The organism is Actinomadura atramentaria DSM 43919 (genome assembly GCF_000381885.1).
Classification (GTDB): domain Bacteria; phylum Actinomycetota; class Actinomycetes; order Streptosporangiales; family Streptosporangiaceae; genus Spirillospora; species Spirillospora atramentaria.
The window spans coordinates 253355-277651 of the sequence record NZ_KB907214.1 but is presented as its reverse complement, the minus strand read 5'-3'; the positions used below and the strand labels follow the sequence as shown (position 1 = coordinate 277651).

Genomic DNA, 24297 nt, shown 5'->3' with positions numbered 1-24297 from the left:
GGGCTCAGATATGTCTCGCATTGGACGTCTCCCCGTGGCCGTGCCCGCCGGCGTCGAGGTGAAGATCGACGGCCGCGACGTCTCCGTCAAGGGGCCGAAGGGCGCGCTGTCGCACACCGTCGCCGAGCCGATCGAGGTCGCGCTGGAGGACGGTCAGGTCACCGTCAGCCGGCCCAACGACGTCAACACGGTCCGGGCGCTCCACGGACTCACCCGGTCGCTGATCAACAACATGGTCGTCGGCGTGACCGAGGGCTACAAGAAGACCCTGGTCATCCAGGGCGTCGGCTACCGCGTCGTGGCCAAGGGCAAGAACCTGGAGTTCTCCCTCGGCTACAGCCACCCGATCCCGTTCGAGGCGCCGGAGGGCATCACCTTCACGGTGGAGAAGCCGACCCAGCTGACCGTCGAGGGAATCGACAAGCAGCTCGTCGGCGAGATCGCCGCCCGCATCCGGAAGCTGCGCAAGCCCGACCCGTACAAGGGCAAGGGCGTGCGCTACGAGGGCGAGCAGATCCGTCGCAAGGTCGGAAAGGCCGGTAAGTGATGGGCGAGCAGATCCGTCACGGGTACTCAAGGGTCGGAAAGGCTGGTAAGTAGTCATGGCAGGCACCAAGACCCTGGCCGGAAAGGCCACGTCGGCGCGGGCCAAGTCCCGCAGGCGCCGGCACCTGCGGGTCCGGAAGAAGGTCGTCGGCAGCGCCGCGCGTCCGCGCCTGGTCGTGACCCGCTCCACCAAGCACGTGTTCGTCCAGGTCATCGACGACGACAAGGGCCACACGCTGGCCTGGGCGTCGACGATGGAGGCGGACCTGCGCAACGACTCCGGCGACAAGACCGCCAAGTCGCGCAAGGTCGGCGAGCTGGTCGCGGCCCGTGCCAAGGAGGCCGGCGTCTCCGCGGTCGTGTTCGACCGGGGCGGCAACAAGTACCACGGGCGCGTGGCCGCCGTCGCGGACGGCGCGCGCGAGGGGGGCCTGGAGCTGTGACGGTCCCGACGACGAACGAGAAGAGGAACCACTGATGGCAGCGCAGAGGCGCGGCGGCGGTCAGGGTGGCGACCGTCGCGACCGCCGCGACGACCGCCGCGGTGGCGCCGACAAGGGCCAGTCGTACATCGAGAAGGTCGTGGCGATCAACCGCGTCGCCAAGGTCGTCAAGGGCGGGCGTCGCTTCAGCTTCACCGCCCTGGTGATCGTCGGTGACGGCAACGGCACGGTCGGCGTCGGCTACGGCAAGGCCAAGGAGGTGCCCGCGGCCATCGCCAAGGGCGTCGAGGAGGCCAAGAAGCACTTCTTCAAGGTGCCGCGCATCCAGGGCACGATCCCGCACCTGGTGCAGGCGCGCGACGCGGCGGGCGAGGTCCTGCTCCGTCCGGCCGCCCCCGGTACCGGCGTCATCGCCGGCGGCCCGGTGCGCGCGGTGCTGGAGTGCGCCGGCATCCACGACGTGCTGAGCAAGTCGCTGGGCAGCGACAACGCGATCAACATCGTCCACGCGACGATCGCGGGCCTGAAGTCGCTGAAGCGGCCGGAGGAGATCGCGGCCAAGCGCGGCCTGCCGATCGAGGACGTCGCCCCGGCCGCGATGCTGCGCGCCCGCGCCGCGGGCAGCGAGCCCCGGCAGGAGGTGGCGGGCTGATGGCGAAGCTGAAGATCACGCAGACCAAGTCCGTGATCAGCGAGAAGCAGAACCAGCGTGACACGCTGCGCACCCTCGGCCTGAAGAAGATCGGGCAGAGCGTCGTCCGCGAGGACCGCCCCGAGGTGCTCGGCATGATCCGGACGGTGAACCACCTGGTCGCCGTCGAGGAGGTGGACTGATCATGGCGGACGCCAACCAGGGCGGCCCGCTCAAGGTCCACGACCTGCGTCCGGCCCCCGGCGCCAACCGCCCGAAGACCCGCAAGGGCCGCGGCGAGGCGTCGAAGGGCAAGACGGCCGGTCGCGGCACCAAGGGCACGAAGGCGCGCAACACCGTTCCCGTCGGCTTCGAGGGCGGCCAGATGCCGCTGATCCGCCGGCTTCCGAAGCTCAAGGGCTTCAAGAACCCGAACCGGGTCGAGTTCCAGGTCGTGAACCTGGCCAAGCTCGCGGAGCTCTACCCGGAGGGCGGCGAGGTCACGGCGGAGGACCTGGCGGCGAAGGGCGCGGTGCGCCGGAACCGTCCGGTCAAGATCCTCGGCACCGGCGACATCTCGGTGGCCGTCCAGGTGAAGGCGCACGCCTTCTCCGGCGCGGCCAAGGAGAAGATCGCCGCCGCCGGCGGAACCGCCGACGAGCTGTAACGCTCACCTGATGCTGGGGCCGTGCTCACCGCGTGCCAAGGGCCGTAAGGTCGTGGCGCGCGGGGGTGCGGCCCCGGTCACATCTGCTGTTAGAGTCGCAGCGGCGAGGGTGACCCTCTGTGGTCTCCCCGCCGTCCCTGGACCTGAAACCGGCCCCACGGCTGCCATGCATACGTCAGTCGCGCAGGAGGAATGGTGCTGACCGCGTTCGCTCGGGCTTTCCGTACGCCTGACCTGCGTAAGAAACTGTTGTTCACGCTCTCGATGATCGTGGTGTTCCGGATCGGCGCGCTGCTGCCGGCCCCCGGCGTGAACACCAAGGTGTTGGCGGACACGGCCGAGAAGGCCAAGTCGAGCAGCCAGCTCTACGGGCTGGTCGACCTGTTCAGCGGCGGGGCGCTGCTGAAGCTGTCGGTGTTCGCCCTCGGGATCTACCCCTACATCACGGCGAGCATCATCCTGCAGCTGCTGACGGTCGTGATCCCCCGGTTGGAGGCCCTGAAGAAGGAGGGCCAGGCCGGGACCACGAAGATCACCCAGTACACGCGGTACCTGACGGTCGGCTTGGCGATCCTCCAGGCGACGGGCATCGTCGCGATGGCGAGCACGGGCAACCTGTTCCAGGGCATTTCCGGCGCCGACGACGTGCTCTACAACACCAAGGTGTTCACGATCGTCACGATCGTGATCTGTATGACCGCCGGTACGGCGATCATCATGTGGCTGGGCGAGCTGGTGACCGACCGCGGCGTCGGCAACGGCATGTCGATCCTGATCTTCACCCAGGTCGTCGCGGTGTTCCCCGCGCAGTTCTGGAGCATCTACAAGTCCAAGGGCGGCTTCACGTTCGCGATCGTCATCCTGGTCGGGTTGGCCATCATGACGGGCGTCGTGTTCGTCGAGCAGGCGCAGCGCCGCATCCCGGTGCAGTACGCCAAGCGGATGGTCGGCCGCCGGATGTACGGCGGGACGTCGACCTACATCCCGCTGAAGGTGAACCAGGCGGGCATCATCCCCGTGATCTTCGCCTCGTCGCTGCTGTACCTGCCGGTCCTCGCGACGCAGCTCTGGCCGAACACCAAGTGGCTCCAGAAGGTCCAGCCCTACCTGCAGCAGGACAACGCCTGGCACATGGCGGTCTTCTTCGTCTTCATCATCTTCTTCACGTACTTCTACGTGGCCATCACCTTCAACCCCACTGAAGTGGCCGACAACATGAAGAAGTATGGTGGGTTCATCCCAGGCATCCGTCCGGGCCGGCCGACCGCCGAGTACCTCGACTACGTGCTGACCCGGATCACCACACCCGGTGCGCTGTACCTGGGGCTCGTCGCGTTGATCCCGATGGTCGCGTTCTCGCTGCTCAAGACCAGCAACGACTTCCCCTTCGGCGGGACGAGCATTCTCATCATCGTCGGCGTGGGACTGGACACCGTGAAGCAGATCGAATCTCAGCTCCAGCAGCGCAACTACGAGGGCTTCCTCCGGTAGATGCGCATCGTCTTGGTGGGCCCCCCGGGAGCGGGCAAGGGGACGCAGGCCCAGTTCATCGCATCGCATCTGTCGATCCCGAAGATCTCGACCGGTGACATCTTCCGCGCGAACGTGAGCGAGGGCACCGAGCTGGGCCGCAAGGCCAAGGAGTACATGGACCGCGGCGATCTCGTCCCCGACGAGGTGACGATCGCGATGGTCCGTGACCGGCTCGGCGAGCCCGACGCCCGCGACGGCTTCCTCCTGGACGGGTTCCCCCGGAACGTCCCCCAGGCGGAGACGCTGAAGAAGATGCTGGCCGAGTGGGACACCCGCATCGACGTCGTGCTGGACCTCGTCGTGGACGAGGAAGAAGTCGTCCGGCGGCTGTCGGGCCGCCGCATGTGCGACTCGTGCGGCGAGATCTCGCACGTCGACTTCGACGACAAGCACGACGACGTCTGCGACGAGTGCGGCGGGCACCTGTTCCAGCGGGACGATGACAAGGAAGAGGTCATCCGGCACCGGCTGGAGGTGTACCGCCGCGAGACGGCGCCGCTGGTGCAGTTCTACGGCGACGAGGGCGTCCTCGTCGAGATCGAGGCGACCGGTTCGGTCGAGGAGGTCACGCGGCGGGCGCTGGGCGCGCTGGCGCCGCTGGAGAAGTGACCGGCCGGTCGGGGGGAGACATGTTCAGACGGCGCAGGCCCGCGATCCAGATCAAGACGGCCGAGCAGGTCGAGCTGATGCGGGCGGCGGGCCTGCTCGTCGGGCGCACGCTGGAAGTGCTGCGCGGCGCGGTGAAGCCGGGCGTCACGACGCTGGACCTCGACACCGTCGCGGAGCAGTACATCCGCGACCACGGCGGGGTTCCGTCGTTCAAGGGGTACCACGGGTTCACCGGGACGATCTGCGCGTCGGTCAACGAGGAGATCGTCCACGGCATCCCGCGCGCGGACAAGGTGCTGCGGGACGGGGACGTCGTCTCGATCGACTGCGGCGCGATCGTCGAGGGCTGGCACGGGGACTCCGCGATCACCGTCCCGGTGGGGGAGATCACCGAGGAGCAGGCGACGCTGCTGGAGGTCACCGAGGCGTCGCTGTGGCACGGCCTGGCGGCGGGGCTTGTCGGGGCACGGCTGACGGACATGTCCAACGCGGTCGAGACGTACGTCCGCGAGCGCGGGGCGTACGGGATCGTCGAGGGCTACGGCGGGCACGGCATCGGCACCGAGATGCACATGGACCCGCTGATCCCCAACCACGGCGCGGCGGGGCACGGCCCGGTGCTGGAGGCGGGGATGTGCTTCGCGGTCGAGCCGATGGTGAACCTCGGCACGAAGGAGACCGTCGAGCTGGACGACGGCTGGACGGTCGTCACGGCGGACGGGCGGCACTCGGCGCACTTCGAGCACACGTTCGCGGTGACGCCGGCGGGGCCGCGGGTGCTGACGGCCCTTGACGAGGGCCGGGAGTGGTTCGCCAAGCTGGGACTGGACGCGTCCGGCGGGGACGCGCCGTCCTGACCGAGGGGGAGTCCGGTGGCGTCGGCGAACTCTGAGCCGGACCCGCGGATGCGCGCGTCGGACGCGGACCGCGACCGGGTCGCGGCGAGCCTGCGGGAGCACTGCGCGGTCGGGCGCTTGACCACCGACGAGCTGCGGGAGCGGATCGAGTCGGTGTACGCGGCGCGCACGCTGGGCGAGTTGGCGGAGCTGACGGCGGACCTGCCGGAGGAGGATTTCGACTCCCCGGCGTATCCGGTTCCGGCGGGGCAGCGGTACGACCGGTCGTTGACGAAGGACCGCGAGCGCGGTGTCGTGGGGGGCCGGGTCGGGGCGCTGGCGTGGTCCGGGTGGGCGATGGTCAGCGGGATCAACTTCGTGGTGTGGCTGGCGTTGGCGCTGGCGGGCAACGTGGTCTATCCGTGGTGGCTCTGGGTGGCGGGGCCGTGGGGTGTGGCGCTGCTCGCGGCGACGCTCGGGGGTCGGCGGCGCTGACCGTTTTTCGGGCGGTATGTCGGCGGGTTTGTCGGGCGAATTCCTTTTAGTTTCGTACATGTCGGTGGGTCGGTCGGCGCGGTAAAGAATGGCTAAAGCCGCGGGTGTCGGGTGGCGGCGGCGCGGTCGGCGGGTTCCGGTGAAAGTCCTGGTCATGGGTGGTCTCTGTGGCGTTGTCGCCACGCGGCGCTGACGGGACCGCGATGCGTTGATTGCCGTTGACGGTGCGTAATCGTCCCGGTTAGCGTCGGCGGCGTCAATCCTCGGGCCCGGGGGCGGCGCCGAGCGATCGAGATCGGATCGTGATACGGCGGCGCGTCCCCTGGCCTCCCGGACCGAGGGGGTGTCGTGGCCCGCAGCGCCGCCGGCGAGCTGATCGACGGATTCCTGCTCGGCTCGCCGGGCGCGGGGCCGGAGCGGACGGCGGTCGTGCAGCCCGTCGCCGGCGGGTTCGTCGAGATCAGCTACGGCGAGTTGCGGGGCCGGGTGGCGCGGGCGGCGGCGGTCCTCGACGGGCTGGGGCTCGCGCCGGGCGATCGGGTGCTCATCGAGTCCGACACGTCGGCGGCCGCGGTGGTCGTGCTGCTGGCGTGCGCTCGGGCCGGGCTGACGTTCGTGCCCGTCTCGCCGGAGCTGCCGACCGCGCGGCTGCGGCGGATCATCGCCGTCACCCGGCCGTCGCTGCTGCTGGCGGCGGGGGCCGGGCGGCTGGACGAGGCGCCGGACGGCGCGGGCGCCGGGACGTTCGATGACGCCGGAGTGCGCGTTCTGCGCGGTCCCGTCGTGGGGGCGGCGGTGCCGTTCCGCGTCGTGGAGACCGATCCGGCGTACGTCGTGTTCACGTCCGGGACGACCGGGCGGCCCAAGGGCATCGTGATGAGCCACCGCGCGGTCCTGGCGTTCTTCCGGGGGATGCTGGCGCAGTGCGCGCCGGGCGCGGACGGGCGGGTCGCGTCGGTGTCGCCGTTCCAGTTCGACATGACGATGCTCGACCTCGGCCAGGCGCTCGGCGGCGGCGCGGCGCTCGTCCCGGTGCCGCGCGGGCTGCTGCGGCAGCCCCGGCGGTTCGTCGCGTTCCTCGACGCGGCCGGGGTCACCCAGGTGGACGGGGTGCCGTCGGTGTGGCGGCCGGTGCTGCGGCACGCGCCCGCCGAGCTGGGCGGGCTGCGGGACCGGCTGCGGCAGATCATCGTGGGCGGGGAGGCGTTCCCGGTGCCGGAGTTCCGGCGGCTGCGGGCGCTGCTGCCCCGGACGCGGATGGTGAACGTGTTCGGGCAGTCGGAGTCGATCGCGTGCTCGTTCGCGGAGATCCCCGAGGCCGTGCCGGACGCGGGGCTGCCGATCGGGCCCGCGCATCCGGGGGCGGAGATGATGCTGCTGGACGAGCGCGGCGCGCCCGTCACCGAGCCCGGCGCGGTCGGCGAGATCCATCTGCGGGGCGCGGCGCTGTTCTCGGGGTACTGGGCGGACCCGGAGGCGACGCGGGCGGCGCTCGTCCCGGACCCGCGGTGCCCGGAGTCGGGGCAGCGGGTGTTCCGGTCGGGCGATCTCGCGCGGCTCGGCGCGGACGGCGAACTGTACTTCGCGGGGCGGCGGGACGCGCAGGTGCAGGTGCTCGGCAACCGCGTCGAGCCCGCCGAGGTCGAGCGGCGGCTGCTGGCGTATCCGGGGGTCGAGGGCGCGGCGGTGCTGGCCGTCGCGGACGGGCTCGCGGCGTTCGTCGTCGCGCCGCGCGGGGTGAGCGAGGCGGCGCTGCGGGCGGCGTGCCTGGCGGAGCTGCCCGCGTACATGGTGCCGCGCGTGCTGCGGTTCGTGAACGGCATCCCGGTCAACGCGAACGGGAAGGTGGACCGCGCGGCCCTGCTCGCGTCGCTGGACGAGGCGGTGGCGGGATGACGCGGGACGAGTTCTACGCGCGCACGCGGGACTATCTCGCGGACCCGGCGCGGCGGCTGGGCGTGGAGCGGATCGGGGAGGACGACCACCTGCTCGCGCTCGGGCTCGTCGACTCGCTGCGGATGGTGGAGCTGATCGCGTTCGCCGAGCGGGTCCTGGGCGTCGAGATCCGCGCGGAGGACCACGACCCGGACGTCTTCTACACGCTGCGGTCGCTCTACGACGCGTTCGGCGGCTGACCGATGAGCCTGCCGCCGCCGCCCGGTCCCCGCGACGACCCGTGGCAGTACTACGCGGCGGTGCGGGAGCTGGGGCCGGTCGTGCGGTCGGACGCGGGGACGTATCTCGTCGCGCGGTACGACGCGGCGGTCGAGGCGCTGACCACGCCCGGCGTGGGCGGGACGCATCCGTTCCGCGCGACGCGGCAGGTGTTCGGGCCGAACCTGCTCGACACCGAGGGGGCGCGGCACCGGGCGCTGCGGCGGGCGGTCGCGCCGGAGTTCCGGGCGCGAACCGTCGCGGGGTACGGGGAGACGCTCGTCCGGCCGGTGGTGGAGCGGGCGGTGGACGCGCTCGTGGACCGGGGGCCGGTGGACGCGGTCGCGGCGTTCGCGGCGGTCGTCCCGGCGCGGGTCGTCGCGGGCGTGCTCGGGATTCCGGCGGCGCGGGCGGCGGAGGTCTACGCGGCGCTCGGTCCGGTGATCCGCTACCTGGACCGTCCGGCGGGGAACCTGGCGGCGGCGCTGGCCGCGCGGGACCGGCTGGACGAGCGGATCGCCGGGCTCGTCCGCGGGCACCGCGCCGAGACGGGGCTGCTGGCGCGGCTGCTGCGCGAGGCCGGGCACGGGTTGGACGAGCGCGGGCCGATCGGACATGGGGCGGCTGGGCGCGGGTCGGCCGAGCGCGAGTTGGCCGGGCATGGGCCGGCCGGGGGCGGACTGGACGAGCGCGGACCGGCCGGGCGCGGGCTGGCCAACCACGGGCTGGCCAACCACGGGTTGGACGAGCGAGGGCTTGTTCGGCTTGTGCTGTTGCTAATCGCGGCGGGGACGGAGACGACCGTCCGCGCGCTGGGGAACCTGCTGCTGGCGCTGCTCGCGGAGCCGGGGCGGCTGGCGGCGTTGCGCGCGGACCGCTCGCTGGTCGGCCCGGCCGTCGAGGAGACGCTGCGCCGCGATCCGCCGCTGCACTCGACGCTGCGGTTCGCGACCGAGGACGCCGTGATCGGCGGCGTCGAGGTCCCGGCGGGCGCGGTGCTGCACGTCCTGCTGGCCGGGGCGAACCGCGACGACCGCGCCTACGCCGCGCCGGACCGGTGGGACCCCGGCCGCTGGACGCGCGGCGCGCCGCGCGCGCTGACGTTCGGGTTCGGGGCGCACCTGTGCCTCGGCCTGCCGCTCGCGCGGCTCGAACTGACGACGGCGCTGGACGTGCTGCTGGACCGGACGTCCGACGTCCGGCTCGCCGGGCCGCCGGGGCCCGTCGAGGGCGGCGCGTTCCGGGGGCCGCGCGCGCTGCCGATCGAGGTCCGCAGCCGAACACACCGAGGGAGGCCGGCCATGCCCGCCACCGATTCCGCGCTGCCGCCGCGCGCCGCGCCCGTCGTCGCGCACGAGCTGACGGCGGACACGCTGGACGCGCTGCTGCGGCGGCGGCTCGCGGCGATCCACGTGCGGGGTTTCTTCCCCGCGGACGCGGCGCGCGCCGCCGCCGCGCGCGCCCTCGACCATCCCGAGCTGGGCAATTACCACAAGGCGAAGAGCGGGTCGGTGGGGCGGGTGTTCACGCCGCACGTCGACACGGCGTGGGACCCGGAGCGGGTGGCGGAGTACCACCGGGCCGCGCCGGACTCGACGCGGGCGTCGCGGGCGCTGTTCGCGCCGTACCCGTCGCCGATCGACCGGCTGCGGCTGCTGCTGGAGGAGCTGTGGCCGGGCGGCGCGCGGCTGCTGACGCTGCGCGGGCAGCCGTGCTTCGTGGGGGCGCTGCGGGTGTTCCGGCCGGGCGGGTCGCAGCTCTTCCCGCACAACGACCGCATCGACCAGGAGACCGACGCGCCGGAGATCGCGGGTATCCGGGAGCAGCTCACCGCGAACGTGTATCTGGCGACGCCGGAGCGGGGCGGCGAGCTGCACCTGTGGCTGCGGGAGCCGACGGAGGCGGAGCGGGCGGTGATCGTCGAGGTCGAGGGGCTGGAGCCGGAGTCGGTGGGGCCCGCCGCGCTGACGTTCCGGCCCGCCGTCGGGGATCTGATCATGTTCAGCTCGGTGCTGCTGCACGCGGTCGCGGCGGCGGCCGACGAGCCCCGGGTGGGGACGGCGGCGTTCATCGCGTCGCGCGGGCCCGCCGAGCCGCTGCTGTACTGGAGCTGACGATGGCGCACCCACGCGGCCGGCCCGTCGTGTCGCCGAACCTGCTGCTGGACCAGCACGTCCGGGAGCGGGTCGCGGCCGGGCAGGACGTGCTGCACCTCGGGTTCGGGGAGTCGCGGCTGCCGCCGCCGCGCGTGCTGGTGGACCGGCTCGCGGCGGGGGCCGTCCACCAGGATTACGGGCCCGTCGCGGGGCGTCCGGTGGTGCGGGCCGAGGCGGCGGGGTACTTCGCGCGGCGCGGGCTGCCGACCGCGCCGGACCAGGTGCTGCTCGGGCCGGGGGCCAAGGCGCTGCTGCTGGCCGTGCTGGCGGCGGTGCCGGGGGACGTGGTGCTGCCGACGCCGTGCTGGGTGACGTACGCGCCGCAGACGCGGCTGCTCGGACGGCGGGCCGTCCGCGTGCGGGCGCCGGAGGGCTGCGGCGGCGTCCCCGACCCGGACGGGCTCGCGCGCGCGGTCCCGGCGGCGCGGGCGGCGGGGGCCGATCCGCGGCTGCTCGTCCTGACGCTGCCCGACAACCCGACCGGTGCGCTCGCGCCGCCGGGCCTCGTCCGGGACGTGTGCGCGGTCGCGGCGCGGTTCGGGCTGCTGGTGGTGTCCGACGAGATCTACCGGGACCTGCTGCACGATCCGGCGGCGGCGGTGCTCAGCCCGGCGGAGGCGCTGCCGGAGCGGACCGTCGTGCTGACCGGGCTGAGCAAGAGCCTGTCGCTCGGCGGGTGGCGGGTCGGGGTCGTCCGGTTCCCGGACGGTTCCGGCGGGCGGACGCTGCGGGAGCGGGTGACGGCGCTGGCGAGCGAGAGCTGGTCGGCGCTGGCGGGGCCGCAGCAGGAGGTCGCGCGGGTGGCGTTCGCGGAGCCGCCGGAGGTGCGCGACCACGTCCGGGCGAGCGCGCGGCTGCACGGGGCGGTCACCGCTGCGGTGGCTTCGTTGTTCCGGGCTGCGGGGGCTCGCTGTCCTGAGCCGGGCGGGGGCTTTTATCTGTATCCGGATCTGGAGGCGCTTCGGCCGGTGCTGGCTTCGCGGGGGGTCGTGGATTCTCCGTCTTTGCAGCGGATGCTTCTGGACGACTTCGGGGTGGCGGTTCTCGGGGGCCACAACTTCGGGGACGATCCGGGGGCTCTGCGGTTCCGCGCGGCGACGAGTCTTCTGCACGGCGCGACGCCCAAGGAGCGTCGTGCGGTGCTGCGCGCGGCCGATCCGGTGGCCGCGCCGCCGGTGGCGCGGGCGCTGACGCGGTTGCGGGCGGTGCTGGGGGAGCTTGCGTCTCCTTCGTGCGGTGCCGCGTGGGTGCGGGGGGCGAGGTGAGATGACGTCTTCTGAAGTCGCGCCGGTCGCTGCTGGGGCTGCGGGGGTCTGGTACGCGCAGCGGCTGGACCCGGAGAGCACGGTTTACAACGTCGGGGAGTACCTGGACGTCGGCGGCGTCGATCCGCTGCCCTTCGTCGCGGCCGTGCGGCGGGCGGTGGCGGACGCCGGGGTGTTCGGCGTGCGGTTCGTGGAGACGGCGGACGGGCTGCGGCAGGTTCTCGCGGCGGGTGACGTGGACGTCCCGCTGCTGGACTTCTCGTCGGAGCCGTTGGAGGCGGCGGTCGCGTGGATGCGGGCGGAGCTGGCGCGGCCGTTCGACCTGGCGCGGGGGCCGCTGGTGCGGACGGCGCTGGTCGAGGTCGCGGACGGACGTTTCCTGTGGTTCCAGGGGGCGCATCACGCCGTCACCGACGGGTTCACGTTCGTGCTGCTGGCGCGGCGGGCGGCCGCCGTGTACGACGCGCTCGCCGCCGGTGCGCCGGTGCCGCCGAATCCGTTCGCGGCGCAGGCGGACCGCTTGGCGGAGGAAGCGGCGTACCGGGCGTCGCCGCGTCGGGAGGCGGATCTGCGGTTCTGGCGGGATCGGCTCGCCGGGGTCGCCGAAGTGCCGTCGTTGGCCGCCGTGTCGGCCTCGGCTTCGCGGTCGGCGCTGCGGCGGCGCGCGGTGCTGCCCCGGCCTTCGCTCGTGGGGCTCGGGCGGATCGCGCGGGTCGCCGGGGCGAGCCGCGCGCGGGTGTTCGTCGCGGCGCTCACGGCGTACCTGCACCGGGTGACGGGCGCGCGGGACGTCGTGGTGGGCGTGACCGTGTCGGGCCGCGCGACGCCGCTGGCGCAGCGCGTGCCGGGGATGTACTCGACGGTTCTGCCGCTGCGCGCGTCCGTCTCGCCGTGGACGACGGTCGGCGCGCTGGCGTCGGACGTCGCGCGGGAAACCGGGGAAATGCTGCGCCACCAGCGGTTCCGGCACGAGGACATCCGGCGTGAACTGGGCATTCTCGGGCAGGGACGGGCGCTGGTCGGGCCGGTCGTCAACGTGGTGGGCTTCGGCGGGCCGGTGCTCTTCCACGGCCGCGCGGCGACGGCGCACAACCTCGCGGCCGGGCCGGTGGACGACGTGCTGCTGACCGTTCACGACGACGCGGACGCCATTCGCCTGGACCTGGATTTCAACCCGGCGCGCTATTCCTCCGCAGCCGCCGACGCCCACCGGACGCGTTTCACTGAATTCCTGCGCGCCTTCGCATCGGCCGACCCGGAGACCCCACTCGGCCGCCTCGACGTCTCGACAGAAAATGAACGGACTCTCACTGCGGGGTGTTCTGCCGCCCCGACCAAACCGCACGCCGCGCCGCGCGCGGAGCGTGACGTTGCGCCGCGCGTCGAACGTGACGTTGCGCCTTGCGCTGAGCGTGCCGCCGCGCCGCGTGCGGAGCGTGACGTCGCGCCGCGTGCCGAGCGTGATGTCCCGCCGTGCGCTGAGCGTGACGTTGCGCCGCGTGCTGAGCGTGCCGCCGCGCCGGGCGCTGAGCGTGACGTCGTGCCTTGCGCTGAGCGTGACGTTGCGCCGGGCGCCGAGCATGACGCCGCGTCTTGCGCGTGCTGCGCCCCGCCGCGCGGCGAGCGCGGTCCAGCGTTGTGCGGCGAATGCGGTGCCGCGTCCTGCGGCGAGTGCGGCGAGCGCGGTTCCGCGTCGTGCGGCGAGCCTGGCCCTGCGTTGTGCGGTGAATGCGGTGCCGCGTCCTGCGGCGAGCACGATGGCGCGTTGCGCGGCGAGCCTGGCCCCGCGTTGTGCAGTGGGCGCGGTGTTGCGTCGTGCGGCGAGTGCGATGTTGCGCTGTGCGGCGCAGGCGGTGGTGAAAGCCGGGGCGATGTGTGGGCCGAGTGGTGCGGGGCGGGTTGTGGTGCGACGTTGCCGGAGTTGTTCGCCGCGCAGGTTGCTCGGTTGCCGGGCGCGGTGGCCGTGACGTGCGGGGATGTCTCGGTGACGTACGCGGAGCTGGATGCGCGGGCCGAGCGGCTGGCGGCGCGCCTCGTGGCGGCGGGAGCGCGGGTGGAGGGGCGGGTCGCGCTCGCGCTGCCCCGGTCGGTGGACCTCGTCGCGGCGATCATCGGGACGTTGAAGGCCGGGGCCGCTTATGTCCCGCTCGACCTCGACCATCCGCCGGAGCGGCTGCGGTTCACGCTGACCGACGCCGCTCCCGCCCTGCTCGTCCACATGGGCGACCCCGCCGCCGCCCGCGCGGCCGCCGATGCGGGCGTCCCGACGCTGGATCTACGCGACGACGACGCCCCAACCTCCACCAGCCCGCGCGGCGGCGCGCCGAGCGAAGGGGGCGCCCCAGCGGGCGACCTGAGCGAGGACGACGCTTCGGATTCCGGCGGCCCGTGCGGCGGCGCGCGGCGTGAGGCGGGTGTTCCGGGGTTCGGTCCGCGCGAGGACGATGCGTCGGGTCCTGGCGGGCTGCGCGGCGACCCGCAGGGCGAGGCGGGTGTTCCGGCGGGCGACCTGGGCAAGGGCGACGCCTCGGGTTTCGGTGGGCTGCGCGTTGGGGTGCAGGGTGAGGCGGGCGGCTCGTCGCTTGGTCTGTGCGGGGCCGATGCCGCAGGCCGCGACCGCTCGCGCGGCGGTGTACGGGGCGATGCGGGTGTTCCGGGGTTCGGTCCGCGCGAGGACGATGCGTCGGGTCCTGGCGGGCTGCGCGGCGATCCGCAGGGCGAGGCGGACGACCCGAGCAAGGGCGACGCCTCGGGTTGCGGTGGGGTGCAGGGGCGTGCGGGTGGCTCGTCGTTTGATCTGCGTGGGGACGATGCCGCAGGCCGTGACCGGCTGAGTGGTGGGGCGCGGGGTGGGGCGGGCGGGTCGTGTGAGAACACGGCTCGTCCGGTCTCTGGGGGTGGGGCGCGCGGTGGGTCTGGGTGCGGGGGCGGGCGCGACGAGGTGTGCGGTGGGGTGGCGGGCGGGTTGGGGGCGGACAACGCCGCTTATGTCATTTATACGTCCGGGTCTACCGGGCGGCCCAAGGGCGTTGTCGTCACGCATCGGAATGTCGTGCGGTTGTTCGGGGTGGCGCGGGGGCTGCTCGGGTTCGGGGCCGGGGATGTGTGGACGCTGTTTCATTCCTGTGCGTTTGATTTTTCTGTTTGGGAGTTGTGGGGGCCGTTGTTGTTCGGGGGGCGGCTCGTTGTCGTGCCTTATGCGGTCAGTCGGTCGCCGGAGGATTTTTTGGGGCTGCTCGCGGATGAGCGCGTCACGGTGTTGAGCCAGACGCCCTCCGCGTTCTACGGGCTCGTGCGGGCGGACGACGGGCGGCGGCTCGCGTTGCGGACCGTCGTGCTCGGTGGAGAAGCCCTCGACGTCGCGCGGCTCGCGGAGTGGTACGGGCGGCGGCCGGACGTGCCCGTGCTCGTGAACATGTACGGGATCACCGAGACGACCGTCCACGTCACGGCGCAGGCGCTGGACCGGGAAACGCACCGGGCGGGGAGCCCGATCGGCGCGGCGCTGCCCGATCTCGCCGTACGGGTGCTGGACTCGGCGCTCCGGCCCGTCCCGCCGGGCGAGGTCGGGGAGCTGTACGTCGCGGGCGGCGGCGTCGCGCGCGGGTACCTCGGGCGGCCGGGACTGACGGCGGAGCGGTTCGTCGCGGACCCGTTCGGGCCGCCGGGCGCGCGCATGTACCGGTCCGGGGACCTCGTCCGGTGGACGCCGGACGGCCTTGAGTTCGCGGGCCGCGCCGACGACCAGGTGAAGGTGCGCGGCTACCGGATCGAGCCGGGCGAGGTCGAGGCGGCGCTGACGGCGCGGCCGTCCGTCGCGGACGTGGCCGTCGTCGCGACCACGGACGCGGCGGGGCACCGGCGGCTCGTCGGCTACGTCGTGCCGGGCGCGGGGTTCGACGCGGCGGACGTCCTGGCCGAACTGCGCGGGACGCTGCCCGCGCCGCTCGTCCCGTCCGCGCTGGTGCCGGTGGACCGGTTCCCGCTGACGCCGAACGGCAAGCTCGACCGGGCGGCGCTGCCCGTCCCGCGCCCGGAGCCCGTCGCGCGACGGCCGGCGGGCTCGGCGGAGGAGACCGTCCGGCAGGCGTTCGGCGAGGTCCTGGGGACGGCGGCCGCGCCGGACGACGACTTCTTCGAGCTGGGCGGCGACAGCATCCTGGCGCTCGCGCTGGTCCGGGCGGTGCGCGCGGCGGGGCTGGAGACGTCGCCGGGCGCGGTGTTCGAGCACCGGACGCCGCGCGCCGTCGCGGCGGCGGCCCGCCCGGCGGCGCGCCGCGCGACGACGGGCGGCACGGGCGACGGCACGGGCGAGTTCCCGCCGACGCCGCTGATGCGGGCGCTGCTGGACGGCGGCGTCCCGCTGACGGGCTACCACCAGGCGGTCGTCCTGCGCGTCCCGGCGGACGCGACGTTCGACCGGCTCGCCGCCGCGCTGCAGACCGTCCTCGACCGGCACGCGATGCTGCGCGTCCGGCTGACCGGCCGGACGCTGAGCGCGGCCCCGCCCGGCGCGGTCCGCGCCGCCGACGTGCTGCGCCGCGCGACCGCGCCGCTCCCGGACGCCGCCGCCGAGGCGCGGACGCTCGACCCGCGCGGCGGCCCGGTGCTGCGCGCGGTGTGGTGCGACGCCCGGCTGCTGCTCGTCGCGCACCACTTCGCGGTGGACGCCGTCTCGTGGTCGATCATCGCCGCCGACCTGCGGGCGGCGTGGCGCGGCGAGCCGCCGCTGCGGGCGACCGCGCCGTTCCGCGACTGGGCGCGGGCGCTGCCGCGGCTCGGCGGCGACGCGGCAAGCCGGCAGGCCGCGCTGGCGGGCGACGCGGTGGCGCCGGGCCTGCGCGACCCCGGCCCGCGCGACACGGCCGCGACGTGCCGGACGGTCCGCGTCGCGCTGCCCGCCGACGTCACCGCGCGCGTCCTGGACCGCGCGACCGCCGCGTTCCGCGCGTCGCCGCACGAGCTGGTGCTGACGGCCGTCGCGCTCGCGGTCGGCGGGGGCCGCCCGGTGCTGCTGGACGTCGAGGGCCACGGCCGCGAGGGCGAGCTGGCCGGGCTGGACCTGTCCGCGACGGTCGGCTGGTTCACGACGCTGTACCCGGTGCGGCTCGACCCGGGCGGCGGCGCGCCGGACGCGGCGGTCGCGCGCGTGAAGGCCCGGCTGCGCGAGGTCCCGCACGGCGGGGTCGGGGCGCCCGCGCTCGACGTGCCGACGCGGCGCGTCGCCGTCAACTACCTGGGCCGGTTCGCGCGCGCCGACGCCGACTGGGCGCCCGCGCCGGAGACCGACCCGCTGCTGGGCGGCGCCGCGCCGGACGCGCCCGTCGCGCACGCGCTGACGATCGACGCCCTGGTCGACGGCGACCGGCTCACCGCCGCCTGGACGTTTCCGCCCGATCTGTTCCCCGACGGGCAGGTCGAGGCGTTCGCCCGCGCCTGGCTCGCCGCGCTCACCGCGCTCGCGGACCGCGCCGACGAGCCCGGTGCGGACGCGCTGATCCCCGCCGACGTCCCCCTCGCCGGGATCGGCGCGGACCGCCTCGCCGAACTCGCGCCGGGCCGCCGGGTCCTGGACGTCCTCCCGCTGACGCCGCTGCAGGAAGGACTGCTGTTCCACCTGACGCACGACGAGGAGGACGCCTACACAGTCCAATTCATCCTGGACATCGAGGGCGAACTGGACGCGGCGCAGCTCCGGCGGGCCGCCGCCGCGCTGCTGCGCCGCCACCCGAACCTCGCCGCGTCCTTCCACCCCGGCGACCCGCCCGTCCAGGTGCTCCGCGCGGACGTGCCCGTCCCGTGGCGCGAGGCGGACCTGCGCGGCCGCCCGGACGAGGCCGCCGCGCTCGCCGCCGCCGAGCGCGCCGCGCCGTTCGACCCCGCGCAGCCGCCGCTGCTGCGGTTCGCGCTCGTCCGCGTGAACGCCGGGCACCGGCTGCTGTTCACCCACCACCACCTGGTGCTGGACGGCTGGTCGATGCCGATCCTGCTCCGCGAGCTGTTCGCGCTGTACTCGGGCGGGACGCTGCCGCCCGCGCCCGCGTACCGGGACCATCTGGCGCGCCTCGCCGCGCGGGACCGGGCGGCGGCCGACCGCGCGTGGCGCGCGGAACTGGCCGGGCTGGACGGGCCGACGCTCGTCCCCGAGGGCCGCCGCCCCGGCCCGCGCCGCCCCGCCGAGCACCTGGTCGAGCTGGACGCCGCGACGACCGACGCGCTGCGGGACCTCGCGCGGCGGCGCGGCCTGACGCTGAACACCGTCGTGCAGGGGCTGTGGGGCGTGCTGCTCGGCATCCTCACCGGCCGCGACGACGTGGTGTTCGGCGGGATCGTCGCGGGCCGCCCCGCCGACGCGCCGGGGGCGGCCGACGCGGTGGGGCTGTACGCGGCGACGCTCCCGGTCCGCGTCCGCCTCGCCCCCGCGGCCACGCTGCTGGAGATCCTGACGGACCTGCGCGACCGCGCCGCCCGCCTCCTGGACGCGCACGACGCGCGCCTTCCCGACCTGGCGCGCCTCGCGGGCGCGGACACGCTGTTCAACACGGTCGCGGTGCTGGAGAACTACCCGGTGGGCGCGGACGGGTTCATCCCCGCGGCGTCGGACGTGCGGGTCACGCGCGTCGAGGGCCGCGACGCCGCGCACTACCCGCTGTCGCTCGCGGCGATCCCCGGCGCGCTGCTGCCGTCCGGCGGCGACGGGCTCCACCTGCGCATCGGCCACCGCCTGGACGCCTACGGCCCGGCGGAAGCCGCCGACATCGCCGCCCGCTACGTCCGCCTCGCCCGAATCCTGGCGACCGACCCGAACCGCCCCCTCCACCGCGTGGACGCCCTGTCCACCACCGAACGCCAAGCCTTGATCGCCGCCCCGCCGCCTGCGCCGCCGTCTGCGGGGGCTGGGCCGTTGTCCGGTGCGCGGGCTGGTGCCGCGTCGGAGGTCCCGCCAGGGGGGACCGTGCTGGACCTGTTCGCGCGGCAGGTCGCGCGGGCTCCGGAGGCGGTGGCGATCGACGCGCCCGAGGGGGTGGTCGGTTATCGGGAGTTGGATGTACGGGCGGAGCGGTTGGCGCGGGTGCTCGTGGCGCGCGGGGCCGGGCCGGAGCGGGTCGTCGGGGTGGCGTTGCCCCGGTCGGTGGAGCAGCTCGTCGCGGTGCTGGCGGTCTGGAAGGCGGGGTCGGCGTTCCTGCCGCTCGATCCCGCGTATCCGGCGGAGCGGCTGGCGTTCATGCTGGAGGACGCGCGGCCGGTGCTCGTCGTGGGCGACGAGGTCCCGGTGGACGCGCCGGACGAGCCGGGGGCGCGGCCCGTCCCGCCGCGTCCGGAGCATCCCGCGTACGTGATCTACACGTCCGGGTCGTCGGGGCGGCCGAAGGGCGTCGTCGTGCCGCACGCCGGGCTGCCGGGGCTGGCCGGGGCGCAGATCGCGCGGTACGGGGTGACGGCGGCGTCGCGGGTGCTGCAGTTCGCGTCCCCGAGCTTCGACGCGTCGGTGTCGGAGCTGCTGATGGCGTGGCTCGCGGGCGCGGCGCTGGTCGTCGCGGGCGACGCGGACCTGCGCGGCGGCGCGGAGGTCGCGCGGGTCGTCGCGGCGCGCGGCGTCACGCACGCGACGCTGCCCCCGGCGCTGCTCGCCGTCCTGGACCCCGCCGACCTGCCCGGCACGACGCTGAACCTGGCCGGCGAGGCCGCCCCGCCGGGCCTGGCGGCGCGCTGGGCGGCGGGCCGGGCGCTGTTCAACTCCTACGGGCCGACCGAGACGACGGTGTGCGCGACGATGAGCGCACGGCTGGACGGGAGAGCGGGCGTCCCGCCGATCGGGCGGCCGTTCCCCGGCGTCCGGACGTACGTGCTGGACCACGCGCTGCGGCTCGTCCCGCCCGGCGTGACCGGCGAGCTGTACGTCGGCGGCGCGGGCGTCGCGCGCGGGTACCTCGACCGCCGGGCGCTGACGGCGGAGCGGTTCGTCGCGGACCCGTTCGGCCCGCCCGGCGCGCGCATGTACCGCACGGGCGACCTGGCGCGCTGGCGCGACGGCGAGCTGGAGTTCGCGGGCCGCGCCGACGACCAGGTCAAGGTGCGCGGCCACCGCGTCGAGCCCGGCGAGGTCGAGGCGTTCCTCGCCGGGTGCCCCGGCGTCACGGCGGCGGCGGTCGCGGCGAAGCACGACCGGCTCGTCGCGTACGTCGTCGGCGGCGACCTGCGGGACCTGCGCGAACGCGCGGCGCGGTCGCTGCCCGCCTACCTCGTCCCGTCGCTGCTCGTCCCGCTGGACGAACTGCCGCTCACCCCGAACGGCAAGGTCGACCGGGCCGCGCTGCCCGAGCCCGGCGCGCGCGGCGGCGGCCGGATCGCCGCCGACCCGCGCGCGGACCTGCTGTGCGGGCTGTTCGCCGACGTCCTGGACGTTCAGGACGTCGGCGCGGACGACGGGTTCTTCGACCTCGGCGGCCACTCCCTGCTGGCGTCCCGCCTCCTCGGCCGCGTCCGCGCGGTGTTCGGCGCGGATCTTCCGCTGAGCGCCGTCTTCGAGGCCCCGACGCCCGCGCGCCTCGCCGCCCGGCTCGACGCGGGCCGCGCCGCCCGCCCGCCGCTCGCCCCCCGGCCGCGCCCCGCGCGGGTGCCGCTGTCGTCCGCGCAGCGGCGGCTGTGGGTCGTCCACCGGCTCGACCCGCGCGCCGCCGACTACAACGTGCCGGTCGCGCTGACGCTGCGCGGCCCGCTGGACGAACCGGCGCTCGCGGCGGCGCTGCGCGACGTCGTCGCCCGGCACGAGGCGCTGCGCACGCTCGTCACCGAGTCCGGCGACCAGCGCGTCCTGGACCCCGCCGCAGTCCGGGTGCCGCTGCGGCGCGAGCGCGGCACGGCGCGCGCGGACGTGGCGGCGGCGGCGCGGCGCGGCTTCGACCTCGCGGCGGAGCCGCCGATCCGCGCGCACCTGTTCCGCGACGACGACGGCGCGGTCCTGCTGCTGGTCCTGCACCACATCGTCGCGGACGCCTGGTCCACCGGCCCGCTGCTGCGCGACCTCGGCGCCGCGTACACCGCCCGCGCGGACGGCCGCGCGCCCGCGTGGGCGCCGCTGCCCGTCCAGTACGCCGACTACGCGCTGTGGGAGCGGGAGACCGCCGCGCCCGACGAGCGGCTCGCGTACTGGACGGCCGCGCTCGCCGGGCTCCCCGCCGAGATCGCGCTGCCCGCCGACCGCCCGCGCGGCGCGGGCGGGGAGGGCGCGGCGGTCCCGTGGACGGTCCCCGCCGACCTGCACCGCGCCGTGGACCGTCTCGCCCGCGACTGCGGCGTCACCGTGTTCATGGTCGTGCAGGCCGCGCTCGCGGTGCTGCTGTCCCGGCACGGCGCGGGCGACGACGTCCCGGTCGGCACGCCGTTCGCGGGGCGCGGCGACCCCGCGCTGGACGGGCTCGTCGGGTTCTTCGTGAACACGCTCGTGCTGCGCACCGACGTGTCCGGCGACCCGACGGTCGGCGCGCTGCTGCGCCGCGTCCGCGACGCCGACCTGGCCGCGTTCGCGCACGCCGACGTCCCGTTCGACCGGCTCGTGGAGGCCCTGAACCCCGAGCGCTCGCTGGCCCGGACGCCTCTGTTCCAGGTCATGCTCGCCCGGCAGGAGCCGCCCGCGCCGCCCGCCGACTGGGCGGGCGTCCGGGTGGCGGCCGAGACGCTGCGGGTCGGCGCGGCCAAGTTCGACCTGACGGTCGGGTTCGCCGAGCGGCGCGGCCCGCGCGGCGCGCCCGCCGGGCTGGCCGGGGAGATCGAGTACCGGCCCGACCTGTTCGACGCGGCGACGGTCGCGGCGCTCGGCGCGCGGCTGACGCGGGTCCTGGCGGGGCTGGCCGAGGGACCGGAGCGGCGGGTCTCGCGCGTCCCGGTCCTGGCGGACGGGGAGCGCGGGGCGCTGCTGGACGGGCCGCGCCCGGCCGCGCCGACGACCGTCCCGGAGCTGGTCGAGGCGGCGGCCGCGCGGAACCCGCAGGCCACGGCCGTCATCGCGGAGGACGGCGTCCTCACCTACGGCGAGCTGCTGGACCGGGCGGACCGGCTCGCCGCCGCCCTCGCGGGGCGCGGCGCGGGCCCCGAAACGGTCGTCGCGGTGGCGCTGCCGCGCTCGGCGGAACTCGTCGTCGCGCAGCTCGCCGTGCTGCGGGCCGGGGCGGCGTTCCTGCCGATCGACCCGGACCTCCCGCCGGAACGGGCCCGGGCCACGGCCGCGTCCGCCGACCTCGGGATCGGGCTCGACCTGGGGATTCCCGTCGTGGCGCCGGACGGGCCGCGGGCCGTCCCGCGCGCGCCGCATCCGGAGAACCCCGCGTGCGTGATCTACACGTCCGGGTCCACGGGACGGCCCAAGGGCGTCGTGATCCCGCACCGCGCGCTCGCCAACACGCTGCTGTGGCGGCGGGCGGAGTTCCGGATCGGGCCGGGCGACCGCGTGCTCGCCAAGGCCCCGGCCGGGTTCGACGTCGCGGTCGGGGAGGCGCTGTGGCCGCTCGCCGAGGGCGCGGCGGTCGTCGTCGCGCGGCCGGGCGGGCACCGCGACCCCGCGTACCTGGCGGGGCTGATCCGGCGGGAGCGCGTCACGGCCGTCCACTTCGTCCCGTCGATGCTGCGGCCGTTCCTCGCCGAACCGGGCGCGGCGGGCTGCCGGTCGCTGCGGATCGTGATGTGCGGGGGCGAGGAGGTGCCCGCCGACCTGGTCGAGGAGTTCCACCGCGTCCTGCCGGGCGCGTTCCACGACACCTACGGGCCGACCGAGGCGACGATCGAGGCGACCGTCCGCGCCGTCCGGCCCGGCGGGACCGGGCCGCCGCCGATCGGGCGGCCGATCGCCGGGACGCGCGCCTACGTGCTCGACGCGCGGCTGCGGCCCGTCCCGCCCGGCGCGGTCGGGGAGCTGTACCTGGCGGGCGCGCAGCTCGCGCGCGGCTACCTCGCGCGCCGCGCCGCGACGGCCGAGCGGTTCACCGCCGACCCGTTCGGGCCGCCCGGCGCGCGCATGTACCGCACCGGGGACCTCGCGCGGCTGCGCGGCGGCGAGCTGGAGTTCGCGGGGCGCGCCGACGACCAGGTCAAGATCCGGGGGTTCCGCGTCGAGCCGGGCGAGGTCGAGGCGCGGCTGGCGGCGTGCCCCGGCGTCGTCCGCGCCGCCGTCGCCGCGCGGCCCGGGCCGGACGGGGCGCCGCGGCTCGTCGGGTACGTCGTCGGGGACGCCTCCGGCGTCCGCGAGCGGCTGGCCGCCGCGCTGCCGGACTACATGGTGCCGAGCGCGCTCGTCGTCCTGCCCGCGCTGCCGCTCAACGCCAACGGCAAACTCGACCGGGCCGCGCTGCCCGACCCGCCCGCCGCGCCGCCCGACCCGGCCGGCCGCGCGCCCCGCGACGCCCGCGAGGAACTGCTGCGCGGGCTGTTCGCGGACGCGCTCGCGCTGCCCGGCGTCGGCGTCGAGGACGACTTCTTCGCGCTCGGCGGCGACAGCGTCGTCGCGATCCGGCTGGTGAACCGGGCGCGGCGCGCGGGCCTGGCGCTGTCGGTGCGGGACGTGTTCCGGCACCGGACCGTCGCGGCCCTCGCGGCGGCGATCCCCGCCGCCGCCCCGGCGGACGCCGGAAGCGGGTCCGGGCGCGTCGCGCCGACGCCGCTGATGCGCGCGCTCGTGGACCGCGGCCGGGTCGACGGCGTCAACCAGGCCGTCCTGCTGCGCGCGCCCGCCGGGGCGACCGCGCCGCTGGTCGCGGCGGCGCTCCGCGCGGTCCACGACCGGCACCCGGTGCTGCGCGCGCGGCTGCTGCCCGGCGGCGCGCTCGCCGTCGCCGACGACGCGCCGTATCCGGAGCTGCTGCGCGTCCGCGCCGGGGCGGACCCGCGCGCGGAGGCCGAGGCGGCGCGCGCCCGGCTCGCCCCGCACGCGGGCGCGATGTTCCAGGCCGTCTGGTGCGAACCGGGCACGCTGCTGCTGATGGCGCACCACCTCGTCGTGGACGGGGTGTCGTGGCGGATTCTGCTCGACGACCTGGACGACGCGTGGGCGGCCGTCGCGGCGGGCCGCCGCCCCGTCCTGCCGCCCGTCCCGACGCCGCTGGCGGCCTGGTCGGCGCGGCTCGCCGAGCGCGCCGCCGCGCCGGAGACCGAGGCGGAGCTGCCGCTGTGGCGGCGGATCGTCGAGGGCGGGGACGGCTGCCCGTGGGACCGCGCGCCCGACCCGGCGCGCGACACCGCCGCCGCGGCCCGGTCCGTCACGCTGACGCTGGACGCGGCGGCGACCGCGCCGCTGCTCGGCGCGGCCGTCACCGAGAAGCTGCTGACCGGCCTCGCGCTGGCCGCCGCGCGCGTCCGGGGGCGGCCGGGCGGGGTGCTGGCGGACGTCGAACGGCACGGCCGCGACGGCGCGGACCTGACGCGGACGGTCGGCTGGCTCACCGCGCTGTTCCCGGTGCGGCTCGACCCGGGCGACGTCCCGTGGCGGGAGGCGGCCGAAGGCGGCCCGGCGCTGGACCGCGCCGTCGCGCGCGTCACCGCGCAGCTCGCCGAACTGCCCGGCGACGGCCTCGGGTACGGGCTGCTGCGGCACCTGAACCCGCGCACCGCGCCCGTCCTCGCGGCGCTGCCCCGGCCGGGGCTCGGGTTCAACTACCACGGGCGGTTCGGCGGCGGGTTCGGGGCGTTCACCGTGCTGCCGGACCTCCCGGCGGCGCTCGGGCTCGACCCGCGCGCGGTCGCCGCGCACGCCGTCGAGGTCAACGCCGTCACCCGCGACGGACCCGCCGGGCCGCGCCTTTCGGCGACGTGGACGTGGTGCCCGGGGATCGTCCCCGCGCACACCGTCCGCGCGCTCGCCGACGCGTGGTTCACCGTGCTGCGCGGCCTCGCGGCCCGGCGCCCCGCGCCGCCGCTGGTGGCGCTCCGGCCGGACGAACTGGCCGCGCTCGAAGCCGACGACGAGGAGTAGG

Annotated in this window: 14 protein-coding genes; all 14 read left to right on the top strand. The window is 75.7% G+C overall.

Annotated features, from left to right (window positions below):
* The first annotated feature begins 10 nt into the window (after positions 1-10).
* Positions 11-547 (top strand): 50S ribosomal protein L6, encoded by a 537-nt coding sequence (gene rplF, locus G339_RS0118680; RefSeq protein ID WP_026341578.1) that lies wholly within the window; start codon positions 11-13, stop codon positions 545-547.
* A 55-nt stretch (positions 548-602) separates the two neighbouring features.
* The gene (rplR, locus tag G339_RS0118675) at positions 603-989 is read left to right on the top strand and encodes a 50S ribosomal protein L18 (protein ID WP_019632603.1); all 387 of its coding nucleotides are present in this window, start codon (positions 603-605) and stop codon (positions 987-989) included.
* 34 nt (positions 990-1023) lie between these two features.
* The gene (rpsE, locus tag G339_RS0118670; protein ID WP_019632602.1) at positions 1024-1641 is read left to right on the top strand and encodes a 30S ribosomal protein S5; all 618 of its coding nucleotides are present in this window, start codon (positions 1024-1026) and stop codon (positions 1639-1641) included.
* Positions 1641-1823: a 50S ribosomal protein L30 gene (gene rpmD, locus G339_RS0118665; protein WP_019632601.1), complete on the top strand. Its 183-nt coding sequence runs from the start codon at positions 1641-1643 to the stop codon at positions 1821-1823. Before rpsE ends, rpmD begins: the two co-directional genes overlap by 1 nt.
* Before the next feature lie 2 nt (positions 1824-1825).
* Positions 1826-2287 (top strand): 50S ribosomal protein L15, encoded by a 462-nt coding sequence (gene rplO / locus G339_RS0118660; protein ID WP_019632600.1) that lies wholly within the window; start codon positions 1826-1828, stop codon positions 2285-2287.
* A 195-nt stretch (positions 2288-2482) separates the two neighbouring features.
* A complete protein-coding gene (secY, locus tag G339_RS0118655) occupies positions 2483-3778 on the top strand; it encodes a preprotein translocase subunit SecY (RefSeq protein WP_026341575.1) in 1296 nt (431 codons plus the stop codon).
* The gene (locus tag G339_RS0118650; protein WP_019632598.1) at positions 3779-4429 is read left to right on the top strand and encodes an adenylate kinase; all 651 of its coding nucleotides are present in this window, start codon (positions 3779-3781) and stop codon (positions 4427-4429) included.
* Between the two features lie 20 nt (positions 4430-4449).
* Positions 4450-5286 (top strand): type I methionyl aminopeptidase, encoded by an 837-nt coding sequence (gene map / locus G339_RS0118645; protein ID WP_019632597.1) that lies wholly within the window; start codon positions 4450-4452, stop codon positions 5284-5286.
* 48 nt (positions 5287-5334) lie between these two features.
* Entirely contained in the window at positions 5335-5760 is a 426-nt protein-coding gene (locus G339_RS0118640) for a DUF1707 SHOCT-like domain-containing protein (RefSeq protein WP_033323613.1), read from the top strand.
* Positions 5761-6108: 348 nt separating this feature from the next.
* Positions 6109-7656, top strand: coding sequence for an AMP-binding protein (locus G339_RS0118635; protein ID WP_019632595.1), 1548 nt, complete (start codon positions 6109-6111; stop codon positions 7654-7656).
* Entirely contained in the window at positions 7653-7895 is a 243-nt protein-coding gene (locus tag G339_RS0118630; protein WP_019632594.1) for an acyl carrier protein, read from the top strand. Before G339_RS0118635 ends, G339_RS0118630 begins: the two co-directional genes overlap by 4 nt.
* 3 nt (positions 7896-7898) lie before the next feature.
* Positions 7899-10028, top strand: a complete 2130-nt coding sequence (locus G339_RS37950; protein ID WP_019632593.1) for a cytochrome P450 — start codon at positions 7899-7901, stop codon at positions 10026-10028.
* A 2-nt stretch (positions 10029-10030) separates the two neighbouring features.
* Positions 10031-11335 (top strand): pyridoxal phosphate-dependent aminotransferase, encoded by a 1305-nt coding sequence (locus G339_RS0118620; protein WP_019632592.1) that lies wholly within the window; start codon positions 10031-10033, stop codon positions 11333-11335.
* A 1-nt stretch (position 11336) separates the two neighbouring features.
* A complete protein-coding gene (locus G339_RS39900) occupies positions 11337-24296 on the top strand; it encodes a non-ribosomal peptide synthetase (protein WP_084693310.1) in 12960 nt (4319 codons plus the stop codon).
* Position 24297 lies beyond the last annotated feature (1 nt).